This window comes from Microbacterium sp., assembly GCF_026393345.1.
In the GTDB taxonomy this organism is placed as follows: Bacteria; Actinomycetota; Actinomycetes; order Actinomycetales; family Microbacteriaceae; genus Microbacterium.
Map to the genome: position 1 here is coordinate 34,528 of NZ_JAPLAI010000030.1, position 16,638 is coordinate 51,165.

Below are 16,638 nucleotides of genomic sequence, written 5' to 3' on the forward strand. Positions count from 1 at the left end.
GGCCTACGGGGTGGTGGTGTCGGCGACCCGTTCCCCGGACAGCTGCTCGACCACACCGACCGCAGCGGGCCAGTACCGCGCGTAGTGCTGCGGGTCGCGGTTGATCTGCGTGCGGTGCGCGACGAGGGTGGGCTGCAGCTGCTGCCGTTCCGGGTCGGGCACCTTCCGCAGCATCGCGCGGTAGAAGAGCGTTGCCGCGGTGTACGGGTCGAGGCGCTGTTCTCGGCTGCCCCAGCCGTCCTGCTGCTGGAAGAGTCCGATCGATGTGGTGCGTGACCCGTCGGGATTGGTGATGCCGCCCGTCTCCCAGTCCCCGTAGTCGATGTTGCGCAGCGACGACTCGCCCATCGCGGTCATGACGGCGATGGCTTGATCGCGCAGCGGGAGGCCGAGGTCGCGGCCCGCCGCCATGATCGTCGATGCGTTGTCGAGCTGCTCGGCGTCGTACGATGCGGCGGGTTGTTCGGCCACGGGCCCGGTGGCGATGCTGCTGCCGAGGTCGCCCATGCTCTGCCCCAGGTCGTCGAAGGCGCGGACGGCGGTCCCGATGACGACGACCACCCCGACCAGCAGTACGAGGCTCACCGCGGTGACCGTGGAGATGACGGCGATCCGCATCCGTCGGGCGCGTGCAATGCGTGCCGCGCGCGTGTTCCGGCGCCGCGGGCGCGTCGTCCGGGACGGGCGTGAGGTCGATCGAGACGCCCGCACCGACGGCGCGGCTGAGGAGGTGCCCGCGCGCGTCATGCCTGAATTCTCGCAGCCGAAGTCGGGTGCGGGCTCGGAATGCGGCTCAGCGCCCGCGCTGCTGCCGAGCGCGTGATGACCCGTCCGCGAGCGTCTCTTCCACCCACTGCTCGATGCGCCACGCGGGCACACGGAATAGGCGCGCGACCGACGACGCGGGGTATCCCGCCTCGAGCACCGCGGCGACGGCGAACTGCTGCATCGAGGTGAAATCGCGGCCGGCGAGCAGGGCGCGGAGGTCTTGCAGCGACCGGGGCCCGGTGGTGCGGCCGGGGGATGCGGCGGACCCGGCGCCCGGGGACGGCCGGGAGCCGCCGAGCGGAGGCCGGGCCGTCGCGGGCGTGGCGGCTGCGGCTTTCGTCGAGCGGACCGGCGTCGCGTGTGGCACGGGGGATGCAGGCGCGACGCCATTGCGGGAGGCGAGCTCGGCCCGGAACGTCGCCGCGCGTGCCGCCGCGTCGTCGACCCTCGGCGCCGGCGCAGATGCCACCATCGACCTCGGCGCCTGTCCCGACGGCTGCCCCGTGGCCGGTGCAGCCCCGGGAACCGTGGCCGGCACGGTCTCCTGCCCCGGAGTGCCGTATGCGGCAAGCTGGCCCAGGCCGTAGCGGACGATGGCCTCTTCGAGCAGGTGGCGCAGCTCGCGGTGGTCCCGGCGGCGCGCGAGGATGAACGGCGCTCCCACCGCGGGGACCACGAGCACCAGCAACCAGAGCCAGGCCATCGGGTGCCGGTTGAGCCACTGCAGTGCTTCGGGTCGGAAGTCCCACCCCGCGGTGTCGTTGTCGGCCACGACGGCGTCGGCGTGCTCGATGATCTGCACCGCATCCTGCCCGATGCCGATGATCGTGTTCCCCGTCACGGTCGTGCGGTCGGTGCCGGCGAGCTGAATGGCGTTGCCCTCGTCGATCGTCACCGTGTTGCCGCTGAGAGCGATCCGGGCGTCGTCGACGCGCACACCGACCGTGGAGCCCGTGATGGTCGATCCGGTGACCTTCGCATCGGTGATGTCCCCGTCGATCACGAGGGGGACGCTGCGGCGCGAGGTCAGCCTCGCATCGGTGATGCTGACGGTGTGCGCCTCGCCCCGGATGGCCAGGGCGGTTGACGTGCCGTCCACATCCGCGCCGTCGATCAGCACGTTGTTGCCCGAATCGACGGTGATCCCGCCACTCTCGTTGTCGGTCGCGGTCAGCCCCGACACGGTGAAGCCGGCGGCGAGGGTGGTCGCTTCGCCCGACGGATTCGGCCCGTTCGCCAGCGGCGCGCCCGTGATGCGCAGGCCGAACGCTGCGGTGCGCGCGACGCTGCTGTCGGTGACCGCGACGAGGCTCGAGCCCTGCTCGACCGTGATGCCGTCGCGGCCTGTTCCGTCGACGGCGGTGTCGCTGATAGTGACGCCGATGGATCCGCCGGTCACCTCGATGCCGCTCAGGTCGGCCCGGAGGACCGTGGCCGAGGTCACGGAGCTGTCGATCACGCCGGACAGGAACACGCCGAAGGCCAGGTCGACGTGCTCGGTGTGGCTGAGGGCGGCGCTGGCGAGCCCCACGTCGGTTGCGGTGACGGCGACACCGCCGGTGCGCCCGCTCCAGAACCCGAGCTGCTCGTAGCGGGTGAAGGACGACTCGAAGCGTCCGTTGCGGACGAGCACGAAACCGCGGCCGTCGCTCGTGTCGGTATCGACGGCGCCGAGGTTCTCGTCCCACGAGGTGACGACGAAGGGCTCACCTTCGGCGCCGTTGAGTGCGATCGTGCCGCCCCATCCGACGAGCTCGGTGAAGCCGGTGTCGGTGCTCAGCATGCGTAGCGTGGTGCCGGGCGCGTCGACCTGGAGCCGCGCGCCGGAACGCACGACGACCGGCCGCACCAGGCTGAGGGTCGTCGCGTCGTCCTGGCGCACGGCGCCGCTCGCGATGAGGTCGCCGAGACCGTACGGCTCGTCCCGCGCCGACAGGATGACCGTGCCGTAGTCGGTGAGCGCCCGCGGGTCATCCCAGGCCAGTCGTGAGACGCCGGTGAGCCAGCCGTCTACGGCCGCCACGATGAGGGCGGGAGTGGATGCGGCGACCCGCTCGGTCACGTCCTCGGCCGAGGTCATACCGCCCGCACCGCCGTCGAGCGCAGCGGGGGTCGCCGCAGCCGTGGCTGCCTCCGACGGGGAGGGCGCGGATGGCGTGGGTGACGCGGCCGCCCACGGAGTAGCGCCGTTCCCGGCGAGCAGGTTGCCTGTGACCACGATGCCGACGACGAGCGCGACGGTGAGCAGGACCATGATCGACCGCGTCAGTGTGGTGCGGGTGACGGAGGTGTCGCCGCGCTCCTCCGCGGTGATCGCACCGTCGTCGCGCGGGTCGCTCATGCCGCCGCGCTTCCGGATGCGGGCGCGGCGGGCTCCGCATCCATTGTCGAGCCCAGACTGGCCTCGCTCTGGCCCTCGCCGCCCTGCGAGGAATCCGAGCGGGTGAGCCAGCCCTGCTTGTTCATCGTGAGGAGCGCGAATACTTTGATCGGCAGCGCGACGAGGATGATCACGCCGGTCACGAGCGGCAGAATCGCGATGTCTTCGGGGCGACGCCACAGGTGCGAGAAGCCGCGGATGCCGCGGCCGACGATGACCCACAGCAGTGCCACCGCGAACGAGAGCAGGGCGTGGTCGGAGCGGAGCGCGAGCACGACGTACGTGAGCGCCACGGCCATCGTGAACGGGGTGATAAGGATCTGCATCATCGCGATCTGCGAGATGACCGGCGCCTTGAAGACCCAGCCCTTCGCGATGGCGGTGAGGTAGCAGCGGTAGGAGTTGCGGCTCCAGCGCACCCGCTGCTTGACGAAGGCGCGGAAGGTGCCGGGGAACATCGACAGGGCGCGGGCGCTGTCCTGGTGTACGACGCGCAGGCCCTGCGACAGTACGAGCCAGGTCATGCGGCCGTCGTCGCCGGCGACGCATTCACGACCGAGGAAGACCTCGTGTTCGAGGCGCTCGACCTGCGGCACGATCGCGGAGGTGCGGTAGGCGGCGGTGCGGCCGGACGCGCAGATGACGCCGCCGTAGCGACCCATGGCGGGGGCGTAGTCGGTGTAGCGCAGATCGATGATCCAGTCGGCGACGCGACGCCACACGCTCGAGTGCGGCCGGTACACGTTCTGCCGTGTCGACACCGCACCGACAGCGGGGTCGATGAACGGCATCTGGATGGCATCGTGCATGCCGTCCTCCCACGCCGTATCGGAGTCGACGAAGAGGATGAGCTCGGTGTCGACCATCCGCATGCCGTGTCCGAGCGCCGACCGCTTGCCGTGGTGCTCGAACATGACGACATCGACGTTCGGATACCCGAGGGCTTCGATGCGCGTCTGCGCCTCGACATCGGCCACGTCGAGCACGATGAGGATGCGGGTCGGGTGCTGCCGCACCCAGGTGGCGAGGCACCGCAGCAGGACGTCGGGATCTTCGTGGAAGGACGGGACGACGACGGTCGTGGTGGTGCGAAAGTCGTTGACGACCGGTCGCGTGATCGCCGACAGCACCTTGCGGACGATCCAGTAGCCCCAGGAGATGATTCCGAGTACGCCGAACGGCAGTGCCCACAGCACGTAGTCGATCGGGTTCGCCGGCATCGCCCACCCCCTGTAGACGCCGCGAGCCAGTCTAGGTGGTGCGGCGTTACACCCAGGTGAAAATGGGAGCGTGCGGGCTCAGTCGTCGCTCTCGGTGCAGGCGACGTTGGTGCGGATCGAGGCGCCGGATGCGGTGGAGTTGTTGCAGCCGACGAGGTTGCCGCCGTCGCGGGCATCGCCCACCACCTCGATCGCGTAGGCGTCCGCGGCGACATCGAAGATGTTCGCGAGGAGGACGTTCCGAAGGCCCCAGCCTTCGAGGATCCGGTGGATCTGGATGCCGGCGTCGGATGCGGTCACCTGGTTCGCGCGCAGCATCCAGTCGTTGCCCTTGACGTCGATGACGGAATCGACCTGTGCGTCGCCGGCGATTGAGAGCCGGTTGTTCGAGATGACGCCGTTCGAGGTGCCCTCTTTGACGTCGATCGCCTCCGCCGTGGTCTCGGAGACCGTGTTGCGCAGGAGCACGTTGTGGTCGCTCGCGTCCGGCGCGCACTCCGTGTATTCGCACCAGTTCGGCTGGGCGGTGCCGATGTAGATCCCCTCGCCGTAGGCCGGCATCGTGAGTCCGGTGTGGTGGACGGTCGACCCGACGATCGAGTTGCCGCTGCTGCCGCTGCGCAGATGGATGCCTTCCTGGCCGGTGTGCGACACCTCGAGATCGGTGAGCACGTTGGAGCTCGAGGCATCGAGCATGATGCCCTTCGAGCCGCCGACGACGCCGAACCCGTCGAGCTTCCAATGTGAGGCGCCGTCGAGGTGCAGGGCGTAGCCGCTGTCGCCGCCATCGATCACCGCCCCACGCGACCCGCAGAGTGTGATCTCTTCTTCCCCGCGACCCGAGGCCGTGATGGTGAAGTGTCCCGAGTAGGTGGTGTCGGCGAGTTGCAGCACGTCGCCCGGCTGTGCGGCATCGAGCGCCTCTTGCAGAGCTGTGACCGAGTCGCCGACGGGGTCGGCACCCGGTCCGCATCCGGAGTCGGTGTCGATCGACGCGCAGGCCGTGAGGGCGAGCGCGGCGAACGTCATGACCACGCCCGTCGTCGCCCTGCTGCCCCAGCCCACCCTTGAACAGTAGACGAGGCGGATGCGGGCGCGGAGGCGCTCCCGCAGTACCTATATGATATCTGCTATATAACCGGAAAAGAGGGAAGCGCTCATGGTCGAACGGCTCATCATCGACACGGACACGGCGCAGGACGATGCCTTCGCGATGTTGATCGCGATGCGGCATCCGAACACGCAGGTCGACGCAGTGACGATCAACTACGGCAACGTCGGGTTCGATCAGATGGTCGAGAACGCCCTCTACACGATCGAGGTGGCGGGCTTCGGCGGCACCATCCCGGTGTACCCGGGGGCGCGGTTGCCGATGTTGGCGCCCTTCGACGATTCCTCGTACGTGCACGGATCCGACGGGTTCGGCGGGGCGGGCTTCCCCCCTGCGGTGCAGCGGCCCGAGCAGGAGAACGCCGTGACCGCGCTGCTGCGGCTCATCGACGAGAACCCGGGCGAGTACACGATCGTCGCGCAGGCGCCGTTGACGAACATCGCGTGCGCGGTCGTGGCCGATCGGTCGTTCGCCACGAAGGTCAAGCACCTCGTGGTCATGGGCGGGTCGAACAACGCTGCCGGCAACATCACCGCTGCGGCAGAGGCGAACTTCTTCCACGATCCCGAGGCGGCCGCGATCGTGATGCGCGCCGGCTTCTCCGTCACGCTCGTGCCGTGGAACCTCACCATGGAGCAGGGCGTGTTCACCCTCGACCAGCTTGCGCAGATCGCCGCGCTCGGCACTCCGCAATCCGAGTTCTTCACCCGCGCGAACCAGGGGACGCTCGCCTACAACAAGAAGGCGCACGACATGGATGGCAGCACGCATCCGGATTCGCTGGCCGCGGCGATCGCCGCCGACCCCCGCATCGTCACGAAGGCGACCGACTACTTTGTCGACGTCGAGACCGGAGGCGGGCTCACCGCCGGGGACAGCCTCGTCGACGCGGTACGTCGATCCGGACGTGAGCCCAATGCCCGGGTGATCGAGGAGATCGATGAGGACCTCTTCTTCCAGACCATGCTCAGCGTGCTGTCATGACCTCGCCGTTGCGCATCGAGGTCGGGCAGCCGCTGCGCATCGCGGTGTACGACCGCATCGCTCGCGCGATCCGCGACGGCGACTACGCCCTCGGGGAGCTGCTGCCGAGTGATGCCGAGTTCTCGGCGAGCTTCGGGGTGAGTCGCACCGTCGTGCGTGAGGCCCTTCTGCTGCTCGAGGAGGATCGGCTCGTCCGCACGCGTCGCGGAGTCGGACGGTTCGTCGCGGATGCCGTTCCCGCTATCGGGTGGGAACGGCTGCGCCCCATCGAGCAGGTGCTGGGCGAATCGGGCGGCACCGCCGAGGTATCGCGGGTGTCCGAGGGGGAGCAGCAGGCCAGCGGCTTCGTCGCCGCGGCGTTCGGGGTGGAGGAGAAGGCGCCCGTGTGGGCGCGCGAGAGCGTTCTCCGCCGGTCCGGCAGGCCGGTGTGCGTGAGCTTCGAGTGCGTGCCCGGCGATTCGGCGTTGGCCGCGGAGCTCCGCGGCCGCGGATCATCGGCGCCCGGAACGTTGCTCGGTGAGCTTCTCTCGTTCGCGGGTCGGTCGGCGGTGGCGAGCCGGTGCGAGCTGACGGCGGGAGCAGCCGGTGCGCAGCGCGCAGCGCAGCTGGGTACCGACGAACACGCGCCGGTGCTCGTCATCACGCAGTTCGTCTCGATCGCCGGGTCGCCGGCGTACCTTGCGAAACACGTGCTCTCGCCGGATGCGGGGGCGGCAGAACTCGTGCAGACCTACGGGCCGGGGTCGGTGTAGGCAGCGATCCCAACCGCCGCCGCGAACACCGCGATCGCCCGCGGGCTGGTGCTGGTCCCTGGCTGTCATGGACTGGCACTGAGACCCGTGCGCCCCGGCTACGTCGGGAACGCGTGCGGCGTGAGGAGCACAGATCAGAAGGGCGCATCTTCACTGACGTCGCCCTCGCCCCGGCGAAGGCCGACGTCTGGCGCGAAGTGCACCGATGGAATGGGAGGTTCGTCGATGTAGACCCGCCCCAGTGGCGAGGTGAATTCCATGACCCCGCCGTCGAGTTGTCGCACTTTCCACGGGGTGAACTGCTTCATCGAATGATGTCGCTGGCAGAAGTTGCAGAGATTGCAGACCTCTGTCTTGCCCCCGAGAGCGTGGTCGTGATTGTGATCCTTCTCGCATCTGATGGCCGGCATCATGCAGCCGGGGAATCTGCAGCGGATATCACGGCCGTCGAGGTAGCGGTCCATGGATGCGGGGCGGGTGTAGGTGTCGACGTGGAGGACGATGCCGCTGACGGGGTGGGTGAGGAGCCGATCGAGCGGGGATCTGATCACGCAGGCGAGTTCTCGGGCGGTGTCGGGGTCGACGGGGGAGCGGCCGATGAGGTCGGCGGGGCCGTCGTCGATGCCGAGCAGGGTGGTTGCGGCGACCACGACCTGCACTTTGCCCCGGAGTTTGCCGAGCAGGCCCGGTCCGTCGTCGGTGCGGGTGGGGTCGGCTCCCGGGGACGTGGTGAGGAGCATGTCGGCGAGCAGGTCGGCGCGGATCTGGTCGGTCGTCCGCGTGTCGGACGCGATCGTTGCGAGCGGGTCCGCGGAGGGTTCGCCCATGGAGGGTGCGCCCGCGGCATCCGTGCCGTTCGCGGCACCGTCAGCTCCTGCTCTGGACCGTTCCGCAGCGGCCCCGAACGCGGCACCCGCACCCGCGCCCACACCCACACCCACACCCACACCCGCACCCACACCCGCACCGGAACCCGACCCCGCAACGACGGAGCCGTTCGCGGCTGACTTCGCGCGTTTCCCGAGTTCTTCTTTCGCCTGTCGGCGGGTGTCGATGATGACGCGGGCTTGTTGGGTGAGGCGGTCGTAGATGCCGTCGGCGAGCAGGGTCGGGAGGGTGACGGTCAGGTCGGACATGCCGTCGCAGAGGGGGAACACGCGCACCGCTCGGGTTTCGCGGGCTTCTCGGTGACGTTCTCCCATGGTGCGGGGGTGGAGTCGTTCGGCGACGATGCGGAGCTGTGCGCGGGCGCGTCCGGGGGTCTCACGCTGGCAGTGATCCAGTGCGACCTGTTCGAACCGCGGACGTGCGTCCCGCGGCAGCGTGAGGCCGAGGTCGGTGACCACGTGCACGTGTGAGCGGGTGATGCGGCCCGCGGCCCACGCGTCGAGAGTGGCGGGGTAGTCGGTGACGAGTCGCTGTGCTTCACCGATCTGGTGCTGGACGGAGCGGTCGGTCAGTCGCAGGATGCCGGCGAGCTCGGCGGCGATGGACCGGAGCGCCATGTCGCGGTCGCGAACCCGGGCGGAGCTTCCCGCGGCCTGTTTCTCGGCGAGGTCGGCGGCGCGGGCGAGGGCCCGCACCTGGGCGGCTTCGAGGGCGGCGAGTTCGGTCTTGATCTTCTCGACATCCGCAACGATCTCAGCGAGTGCGGTGGTGTCACCGTCGCTGTAGCCGATCGCGTGGTTCGAATGCATGTTCTAATGTTGCCACGCGCCACCGACATTCCCCATGGAGTTCCGCGAGTTCTCATGAAGACGTGGATAACCGTCATTTCGCCCCGCCTGGGGAGGGGAGGATGCGCGGAAAACGCACGAGACGACCCCGTCAGCCGTGAGTCTCGGTGCAGCCGACGATGTTGCCGCCGTCGCGGGCATCGCCCACCACCTCGATCGCGTACCCGTCCGGTGCGGCGACGCTGTTCCCCAGGATCACGTTCCGCACGCCCCAGCCGTCGAGGAGCTGATCGATCCTGGTCCCGACCCCGGATGTCCGCACCTGGTTGGCCCCGTTCACCGCGATGACGGAATCGACCTGCGCATCGTCGGCCACGGCGAGCCGGTTGTTCGAGATGGCGCCGTTCGAGGTTCCCTCGCTGCCCTCGATGGCCTCGGACTTGGTCTCGAAGACCGCGTTCCGCAGGAGCACATTGTGATCGCTCGCGTCGGGCGCGCACTGCGTGTATTCGCACCAGTTCGGCTGGGCGGTGCCGATGGAGATGCCCTCACCGTACGCGGGCATCGTCATCGCCCCGCCGGCGCTCCCATTCCCGAAGCGGCGCTACCGATTCCCGAACCGCAGCCGAGCCGCATTCGCGGTGGAGCGGGTGCTCCCTCAGATGCAGAGCGGATCCCCGAGGTCGATCCGCTTGCCGTCGACGGTGAAGCTGCCGTCGGCGCAGAGGAGGGTGTCCGCAGACGGTCGTACCAGAAGCGTCGTGTACGCACCCTGCACATCGTGCTCCGTCGCCTCCTGGCGGTCGGGGCCGTCAGGACTTGTTTGAGGGTAGATCGCGATCGAGACAGTGTTTCCTTGATAGAGCCCGTCGTATCGCGTGATCCGACCCCACCCGGCCTGGCATTTATCCGACCAGACGATCTCGAGCAGGGAGTTGTCGGCACGAGTGTCGCCGGTCGCGACGCGCGCGTCGTCCACACACGCCGTTTGCGCGGGGTCCTCACCTGTCGTGACAACGATCTGCGCTCCCGCGGAGGCGGTGGCCTGCGCGGGGATCATCGCTGGGACCACAAGCAGGACGACGACGATGCTGGCAAGGATCCCCGCAACGAACGAGCCGGCGGCGATCCACGTGACCCCTCGCCGGGACACTCCGGACGACCTCGGCATCGTGGGAGTGGACGCGGTCGCGGCGAGGACGGATTCGTTGCGCAGCGCCTTCACGAGCGCGCTGCGGCGATTGAGCCAGGGCACCGGGTCGGAGTCACATGCGCTCGCGAGGCTGGTGACCGTGCGTTCGGACGGCACCTGCTTCCCGGCGAAAGCGTCGGAGAGGACTGTCCGGGAGATGCCGGTCTCGCGCTGCAATCGCTCCAGTGTCGGGCTGCCTGCATCCAGGCGCAGCCGTCGCAGGTCGGCCGCGAAGGCTGTCACAGAGTCCGTCTCATGGTGCTCGGAGGGTGAAGACATCGGTCCCCCAGGTAAGGATGTCGCAGTCGTGCTTGGCACTAGTTATAGCAGTGACACGTGGACCTCCGGTGCGTCCGCCGGACGTGAGAGCGCAGGATCCGGCTTTTCCGGTTTTTCCGGATCGAACGATTTCGACGCCGGCTGGGCCGAGCCGACTGCTTCACTCTCCCTCGCTGGGGCATGGGGAATATTCCCCATACGACCGCGGCGAGGAGTGGGTTCTACTTAGACCCACAACGGCGGGGGGACTGCCGTCTTCTTAGGGGAACAGACGTGCCAAACGTGTTCGGCCTGCTGTTGAGGCATCGCGCCGCCGTGGCGTCAGGGGCGACGCTCACTGCGGCCGCGGTGACGATCTCGACGCTCGCCGTGCTCTACCAGGGCATTCCCACCGCCGACGTCGAACTCGATGACGGCGGCGTCTGGGTGACGAAGAGCACTGACCTGCTGGTCGGTCATCTCAACTATCCCTCACGGCTGCTGGATGGCGCGGCGCGAGCCCGGGCCGGACAGTTCGATGTCCTTCAGGACGGTCCGACGGTCCTCGTGCACGACGAGACGAACGCCACCGTATCGGTCATCGACCCCGCTCTGGTCGAATTCGGCGATGCCGCACCCGTGCCTGCAGGGGCGTCGGTCGCCCTTGGCGGCACCACGGTGGCTGTCCGATCGGGATCGTTTCTTCATGTCCTCAGCGCCGATTCGTTGAGCGGTGCCGCATTCGAGGAGGATGCGGCCACCGCCGATGTCGGCGCTGGCGCAGGCGTTGCCGTGTCGCGGGACGGATCGCGCGTCTTCGCTGCGGGCGCGGATGCGATCACGATCGCGACGGTCACAGGCGCCGTGGCACAGGTATCTTCTTCCGTCGCGCTCGCCGATGTGCCGACCGGAGCCGAGCTCGCGGTCACTGCGGTCGATGAGGGCGGAATCGCTTTCGATGCGGAAACCGGTGTCCTCTACCTGTCGGATGGCACCCCGGTGGCGGTTCCGGACGGCGCCGGCGGGGTGCTGCAACAGTCCGGCGCAGATCAGGATGCGGTCTATCTCTCGACGCCGACCGCGCTCGTGCGGCAACCGCTCGATGGCGGACCACTCGAGGTCGTCGCGACCGTCGACGAGGGCACCCCCGCCGCGCCGGTCTGGCTGAACGGCTGCGTTTACGCGGTATGGAGTGGTTCGGGCGCGTATGTTCGCGACTGCCTCGGAGACGCGGAGCCGACGACGAAGACGATCGAGGTCTCGTCCTCATCGACACTCGTGCTCCGGGCCAACCGCCGCGTCGTTGTCGTCAACGACGTGAACGCCGGATCGGTGTGGATCGTCGACCAGGATGTCGAGAAGGTCGACAACTGGAACGACGTCACGCCGCCAGCCGATGACGACTCCGAGCAGGACGAGAGCGAGGAGGAGGAGCCGCAGTACGAGCTCCCCGAACGTTCCGCACAGAACAATCCGCCGACTGCGGTCGACGATGAGTACGGCGTGCGGGCCGGTCGCAGCGTGGTGTTGCCCGTCACCGAGAACGACAGCGATCCGGACGGCGATCTGCTGTCTGCCACCCCCGCGGGAGGACCGCCGACCGGATACACGGTCGCGCCGGTGCTCGGCGGTTCGGCGCTCCAGGTGGCCGTGCCCGCGAATGCTTCCGGCACGACGAGCTTCACCTACCAGGTCGATGACGGTCGGGGAGGCACGGACGAAGCATCCGTCTCGCTCCCCGTGCACGATTCGAGCGTGAACGCTGCGCCGGAGCAGCGCCGTGTGAACACCGTGCAGGTCGAGGAAGGATCTTCGCTCTCCTATGGTGCGCTGGACGGCTGGGTGGACCCGGACGGCGACGACTTCTACCTCAAGCAGGCCACCGTCCCGACCGACGACACCATCACGTATCGCAGCAACGGCGTGGTCGAGTTCTCGGCGGCGAGCGGCTCGGTCGGCCTCATCGAGGTGGTGCTGACCGTGTCCGACGGGCGGGATGAGTCGCAGGGCGTGCTGCGGGTGAACGTTCGTCCCACCGGCTCGCTCGACCCGGTCGCGAACGCCGATCGGGTCACAGCCGTGCCCGGCGTCCCCGTGACGGTCTCCCCCCTCGCCAACGACCTCAGCCCCAGCGGCGAGCCGCTCTGGCTCTCGAAGCTCGACCCGGTGCCCGGTGTGACGATCACGCCCGATTACGCTGCCGGAACGTTCGAGTTCGCCGCTGATGCTGCCGGCACGTACTACGTGCAATACCTCGTCACTGCCGGGCCCCGTTCCGGCATCGGCCTGGTGCGCATCGACGTGCTCGCCGGCGACGCCGGCGCGCAGCCGCCGGTGGCGGTGCGTGACCTCGCGCTCCTGCCCACCGGGCGCGACGTCTTGGTCGACGTGCTCGCGAACGACTCCGACCCGGCAGGCGGAATTCTCGTCGTGCAGTCGGCGAAGGCGGCGGCGGGCGCCGGAGTATCGGTGGAGGTGCTCAACCACAGCGTGCTGCGGGTGACCGACCTCGCTGGGCTGTCGTCGACCATCGCGATCCAGTACACGGTGTCGAATGGCACGCAGAGCGCGACCGGCGAGGTGACCGTCCTTCCCGTCGCTCTGCCCGAGAAGCTGCGGCCGCCGGTGGCGGTCGCGGACAGCGCCGTCGTCCGCGCGGGGGATATCGTCACCATCCCGGTGCTGAAGAACGACTACCACCCCGACGGCGACACCATGGTCCTCTCGCCAGAACTCGTGGAGACGGATGCGGCAGACCCCGCAGCGATGTTCATTGCCGGCGAGTCGGTACGGTTCCAGGCGGGGAAGACCGCGGGCACCGTGCATGCGACGTATCAGATCGAGGATTCGCAGCAGAACCGCACGGCCGGTTACGTCACCATCCAGGTGCTCCCCGCCGACGAAGGGACGAACTCGCCCCCTCGCCCGAAGCCCGTGACCGCCCGTGCGGTGGCCGGCACGGTCGAGCGCATCGCGATCCCGCTGGACGGGATCGACAGCGACGGCGACTCCGTCGAACTGGTGGGGGTCTCCTCCAACCCGGCAATGGGTCGGGTCACTGTCGGCGACAGCTGGCTGAACTATGACGCTTACCCCACGGCGGCTGGGCGCGACACCTTCACATACACGGTGCGGGACCGACTCGGGGCCACCGCCGAGAGCACCGTGACGGTCGGTGTTGCCGCGCCCGGTTACGAGAACCAGGCGCCGTACGCGGCGAAGGATGTCGTCACGGTGCGCCCGGGCCGCGCGGTGACCGTTGCCGTCACGGCGAACGATTCCGACCCAGACGGTGACAGCCTCGCGCTCAGTGGTGATCTGGTCGTGCCTTCCGGGGTCAAGGCCTCCGTCGCGGGCGGTCGTGTCCTGGTCACCGCGCCGGGCACGACGGGCGACTACACCATCACGTACACCATCACCGATGACTACGGTGCGTCGGCGCAGGGCGTCCTGCTGCTTACCGTGGACGCCGACGCGGCTCTGCGCGCGCCGATCGCCCGGGACGACCGGGCCTCCATCGCCGACATCGGCGACGGGCTGTCGGTGTCGGTGTCGGTGCTCGACAACGACGAGGACCCGGACGGCACCGTGTCCGCGCTCGAAGTGACGGTGGCGTCGGATGCGGCCTCCGTCGCGCGCGACGGTACCGTCAGTGTGCCGCTCGACGATGCCGCGCAGATCCTCCGGTACGCGGTTACGGACGAGGACGGCAACGTCGGTCAGGCGTTCATCTTCGTTCCGGGGACAGGCACGCTCGTGCCCACGCTGCTGAGCACAAAGCCGATCGTCGTGGACAGCGGGGAATCGGTCAGCATTCCGCTCTCCGACCATGTCCGGGTGCGGGAAGGGCGGACGCCGCGGATCGCCACCGCCGATTCCATCCGCACCTCTCACTCGGACGGGTCGGCGCCGATCGTCGACGAGACGACGCTGCAGTACACATCGGCGGCGGGCTACTTCGGAGCCGACACGGTCGGGGTGCTCGTCACCGACGGTACCGGTCCGGATGATCCCGAGGGTCTCTCCGCCTATGTCGCCATCCCGATCACCGTGCGACCGGCCGAGAACCAGTCGCCGACCCTGCGGAACGCCGCAGTGACCGTCGCGCCGGGTGAAGAAGCCGCGACGCTGAATCTCACGAAGCTCGCCTTCGACCCCGACGAGGGTGATCAGCAGAAGCTGACCTTCTCGATCTCGGGTGCCGTTCCGGAGGGCTTCGCCGCATCCACCTCGGGGGGCACGCTCACGGTCTCCGCGGACGCTGACGCCCGGGCGGGGGCGACCGGACAACTCGTCGTGGAAGTGAGCGACGGCACCACGGCGCCGGGCAAGGGAACCGTCACCCTCACGACGGTGACGAGCCAGCGACCCTTCCCGGTCGCGAACGACGATGTCGTCGCACCGGCCGATCAAGGCAAGACGCAGTCCGTCGATGTTCTCGCCAACGACTACAACCCGTTCACCGACCGAGGTCCGCTCACCATCATCAGCGCGCGCGTGGACGGTGGCCGAGGCGAGGCCGAGGTTCAGGGCGACCGAGTGTCGGTGACGCCCGCTGCCGACTTCGTCGGGACCATGATCGTCACGTACCGGATCGCCGATGCCACGAAGGCCGCGGACCGCCAGGTGGAGGGCCGGATCCTGCTCACGGTGCAGGGCAAGCCGGACGCGCCCGGCACCCCCACGGTGACCTCGATCCAGGATCGCACCGTCGTGCTCTCCTGGGCCGCGCCCGCCAACAACGGTGCCGCGATCACCGAGTATCGCGTGGCCGCACCGCAGGGCTACAGCAAGACCTGCGCGTCGACGACGTGCACGCTGGATGGCCTGACGAACAACGTGGATTACACGTTCACGGTGCGTGCCGTGAATGTGGTCGGCGAGTCGCAGCCCTCGCCCGCATCGGCTCCGGCCCGGCCAGACGCGCGTCCCGACACCCCGTCAGCACCGACCACCGTGTTCGGCGACAAGAGCATCACGGTGAACTGGGTGACGCCGAATTCGAACGGCTCCCCGGTGCTGGGCTACAACCTCGAGATCGCACCGGCCCCAGCGAGCGGCTCGCTGCAGAAGACCGCCGTCACCGGCAACTCGTTGGTGTGGAGCGGACTGGAGAACGGGGTCGCGTACCAGGTGCGGGTGCAGGCCATCAACCGCGCCCCCGACCCGTCGGAGTGGAGTTCGTACTCGGCGACGGTCGTGCCCGCCGGGGTCCCGGATGCGCCGAGTACGCCCACCACGACGGCGGCGACGCCGGTCGGGGCGCAGGCGCAGATCGCAGTCAGCTGGGCGCCACCCGCGAACGTGAACGGTGATGTGGTGGCGGATTACACGCTGAACGTGAAGCGTGGCGGGTCGACCCTCAAGACCATCGTCACCACCGCGACGAGCCAGAACGTCGTGGTCGATGCCAACGAGACGGACTACACCTTCTCGGTAACGGCGCGGAACAAGGCGGGCAGCTCCGCCCCGAGCGCGGATTCCGCGCCCCGCCGCGCGGCCGTCGCGCCCGGTGCGCCGACGAATGTGACGGCTGTCCCCGGCGACACCAGCGTGACCGTGACGTTCACGCCGGGTGCCGGCAATGGCAACCGTGCCGCCGACATCACCTACCGGTACCGGGTCGACCAGTCCGGGGCGCAAGGCGTGGCCTCCCCGGGCGGCACGGTCATCGGCGGGCTCGCGAACGGTTCTTCGTACTCGGTCACGGTGTGGGCGGAGTCTTCGGTCGAGGGGGTCGCGAAGAGCGGGGAGGCCTCGTCTGCCGCGGTCGTCCCCTTCGGCAAGCCGATCATCTCGTTCCAGGCGGTGAACCGGAAGGATAACGCAGTCGAGTTCGTCTGGAACGTGAACCCCAATGGGCGCCCGATCACCTCGACCAACGCCCCGGCTGGTGGCGAGGGAACGCTGTCGTGGACCGCGACGGGTCTCCAGCCCAGCCAGAGCTACACGCTGAACCTCAGCTACACGAACGAGGCGGGGACCTCTGTGGATTCCCGGACCGGGCAGGCGAACGATCCGCCGGCCCCAACGCAGTGGAGCGTGAAAGTGGATGCCGCGGATTCATGTCTCGAGGACTCCGATAACGGAGCAAGCCACTTCAACGGCTCTACATGCACCTCAACGTGGGCGCCGAAGAACTCGACTCAGACGGCTACGTGCTGGGCCCAGTGGTCGCACAAAAGCACCAACGGTGACTACCGATGGTTCCGCCTCACCAACAACTGGTACCTCTCCGTGTACACCACTGTCGGCGAAGCGATCCCGGCAGGCATGCCGCCGTGTTAGTTGACAAGC

General features: G+C 68.7%; 10 protein-coding genes. 3 read left to right on the top strand and 7 right to left on the bottom strand.

Annotated elements, in window-relative coordinates:
- Positions 1 to 3: 3 nt before the first annotated feature.
- From NT132_RS03960 to NT132_RS03975, 4 genes are all read right to left on the bottom strand, one after another.
- Positions 4 to 618: a peptidase M23 gene (locus NT132_RS03960; RefSeq protein WP_297785107.1), complete on the bottom strand. Its 615-nt coding sequence runs from the start codon at positions 616 to 618 to the stop codon at positions 4 to 6.
- Positions 619 to 793: 175 nt separating this feature from the next.
- Complete coding sequence (locus NT132_RS03965) at positions 794 to 3,109, bottom strand: right-handed parallel beta-helix repeat-containing protein (protein WP_297785110.1); 2,316 nt, start codon at positions 3,107 to 3,109, stop codon at positions 794 to 796.
- A complete protein-coding gene (locus NT132_RS03970; RefSeq protein ID WP_297785114.1) occupies positions 3,106 to 4,368 on the bottom strand; it encodes a glycosyltransferase in 1,263 nt (420 codons plus the stop codon). The genes NT132_RS03965 and NT132_RS03970 overlap by 4 nt, the downstream gene beginning before the upstream one ends.
- Positions 4,369 to 4,446: 78 nt before the next feature.
- The gene (locus NT132_RS03975; protein ID WP_297785117.1) at positions 4,447 to 5,433 is read right to left on the bottom strand and encodes a right-handed parallel beta-helix repeat-containing protein; all 987 of its coding nucleotides are present in this window, start codon (positions 5,431 to 5,433) and stop codon (positions 4,447 to 4,449) included.
- Between the two features lie 94 nt (positions 5,434 to 5,527).
- Between NT132_RS03975 and NT132_RS03980 the strand changes: the two genes are divergently transcribed.
- Positions 5,528 to 6,463, top strand: a complete 936-nt coding sequence (locus NT132_RS03980; protein ID WP_297785120.1) for a nucleoside hydrolase — start codon at positions 5,528 to 5,530, stop codon at positions 6,461 to 6,463.
- On the top strand, positions 6,460 to 7,215 hold the full coding sequence (locus NT132_RS03985; protein WP_297785122.1) for a GntR family transcriptional regulator: 756 nt from the start codon (positions 6,460 to 6,462) through the stop codon (positions 7,213 to 7,215). The genes NT132_RS03980 and NT132_RS03985 overlap by 4 nt, the downstream gene beginning before the upstream one ends.
- A gap of 134 nt (positions 7,216 to 7,349) precedes the next feature.
- Here NT132_RS03985 and NT132_RS03990 read toward each other — a convergent pair whose 3' ends face one another.
- The 3 genes from NT132_RS03990 to NT132_RS04000 form a co-directional block, all read right to left on the bottom strand.
- Positions 7,350 to 8,912, bottom strand: coding sequence for an HNH endonuclease signature motif containing protein (locus NT132_RS03990; protein ID WP_297785125.1), 1,563 nt, complete (start codon positions 8,910 to 8,912; stop codon positions 7,350 to 7,352).
- Positions 8,913 to 9,042: 130 nt separating this feature from the next.
- Positions 9,043 to 9,462, bottom strand: coding sequence for a hypothetical protein (locus tag NT132_RS03995; RefSeq protein WP_297785128.1), 420 nt, complete (start codon positions 9,460 to 9,462; stop codon positions 9,043 to 9,045).
- 87 nt (positions 9,463 to 9,549) lie between these two features.
- Positions 9,550 to 10,326, bottom strand: coding sequence for a DUF2690 domain-containing protein (locus NT132_RS04000; RefSeq protein ID WP_297785131.1), 777 nt, complete (start codon positions 10,324 to 10,326; stop codon positions 9,550 to 9,552).
- A gap of 309 nt (positions 10,327 to 10,635) precedes the next feature.
- Between NT132_RS04000 and NT132_RS04005 the strand changes: the two genes are divergently transcribed.
- A complete protein-coding gene (locus NT132_RS04005) occupies positions 10,636 to 16,629 on the top strand; it encodes an Ig-like domain-containing protein (RefSeq protein ID WP_297785134.1) in 5,994 nt (1,997 codons plus the stop codon).
- The last annotated feature ends 9 nt before the right edge of the window (positions 16,630 to 16,638 follow it).

Excerpts from the sequence above, each read along its gene's own strand:
- NT132_RS03970 (WP_297785114.1), bottom strand. The coding sequence starts at position 4,368 with ATGCCGGCGAACCCGATCGACTACGTGCTGTGGGCACTGCCGTTCGGC.
- NT132_RS03990 (WP_297785125.1), bottom strand. The coding sequence starts at position 8,912 with ATGCATTCGAACCACGCGATCGGCTACAGCGACGGTGACACCACCGCA.
- NT132_RS03995 (WP_297785128.1), bottom strand. The coding sequence starts at position 9,462 with ATGACGATGCCCGCGTACGGTGAGGGCATCTCCATCGGCACCGCCCAG.
- NT132_RS03965 (WP_297785110.1), bottom strand. The coding sequence starts at position 3,109 with ATGAGCGACCCGCGCGACGACGGTGCGATCACCGCGGAGGAGCGCGGC.
- NT132_RS03985 (WP_297785122.1), top strand. The coding sequence starts at position 6,460 with ATGACCTCGCCGTTGCGCATCGAGGTCGGGCAGCCGCTGCGCATCGCG.
- NT132_RS03980 (WP_297785120.1), top strand. The coding sequence starts at position 5,528 with ATGGTCGAACGGCTCATCATCGACACGGACACGGCGCAGGACGATGCC.
- NT132_RS03960 (WP_297785107.1), bottom strand. The coding sequence starts at position 618 with ATGCGGATCGCCGTCATCTCCACGGTCACCGCGGTGAGCCTCGTACTG.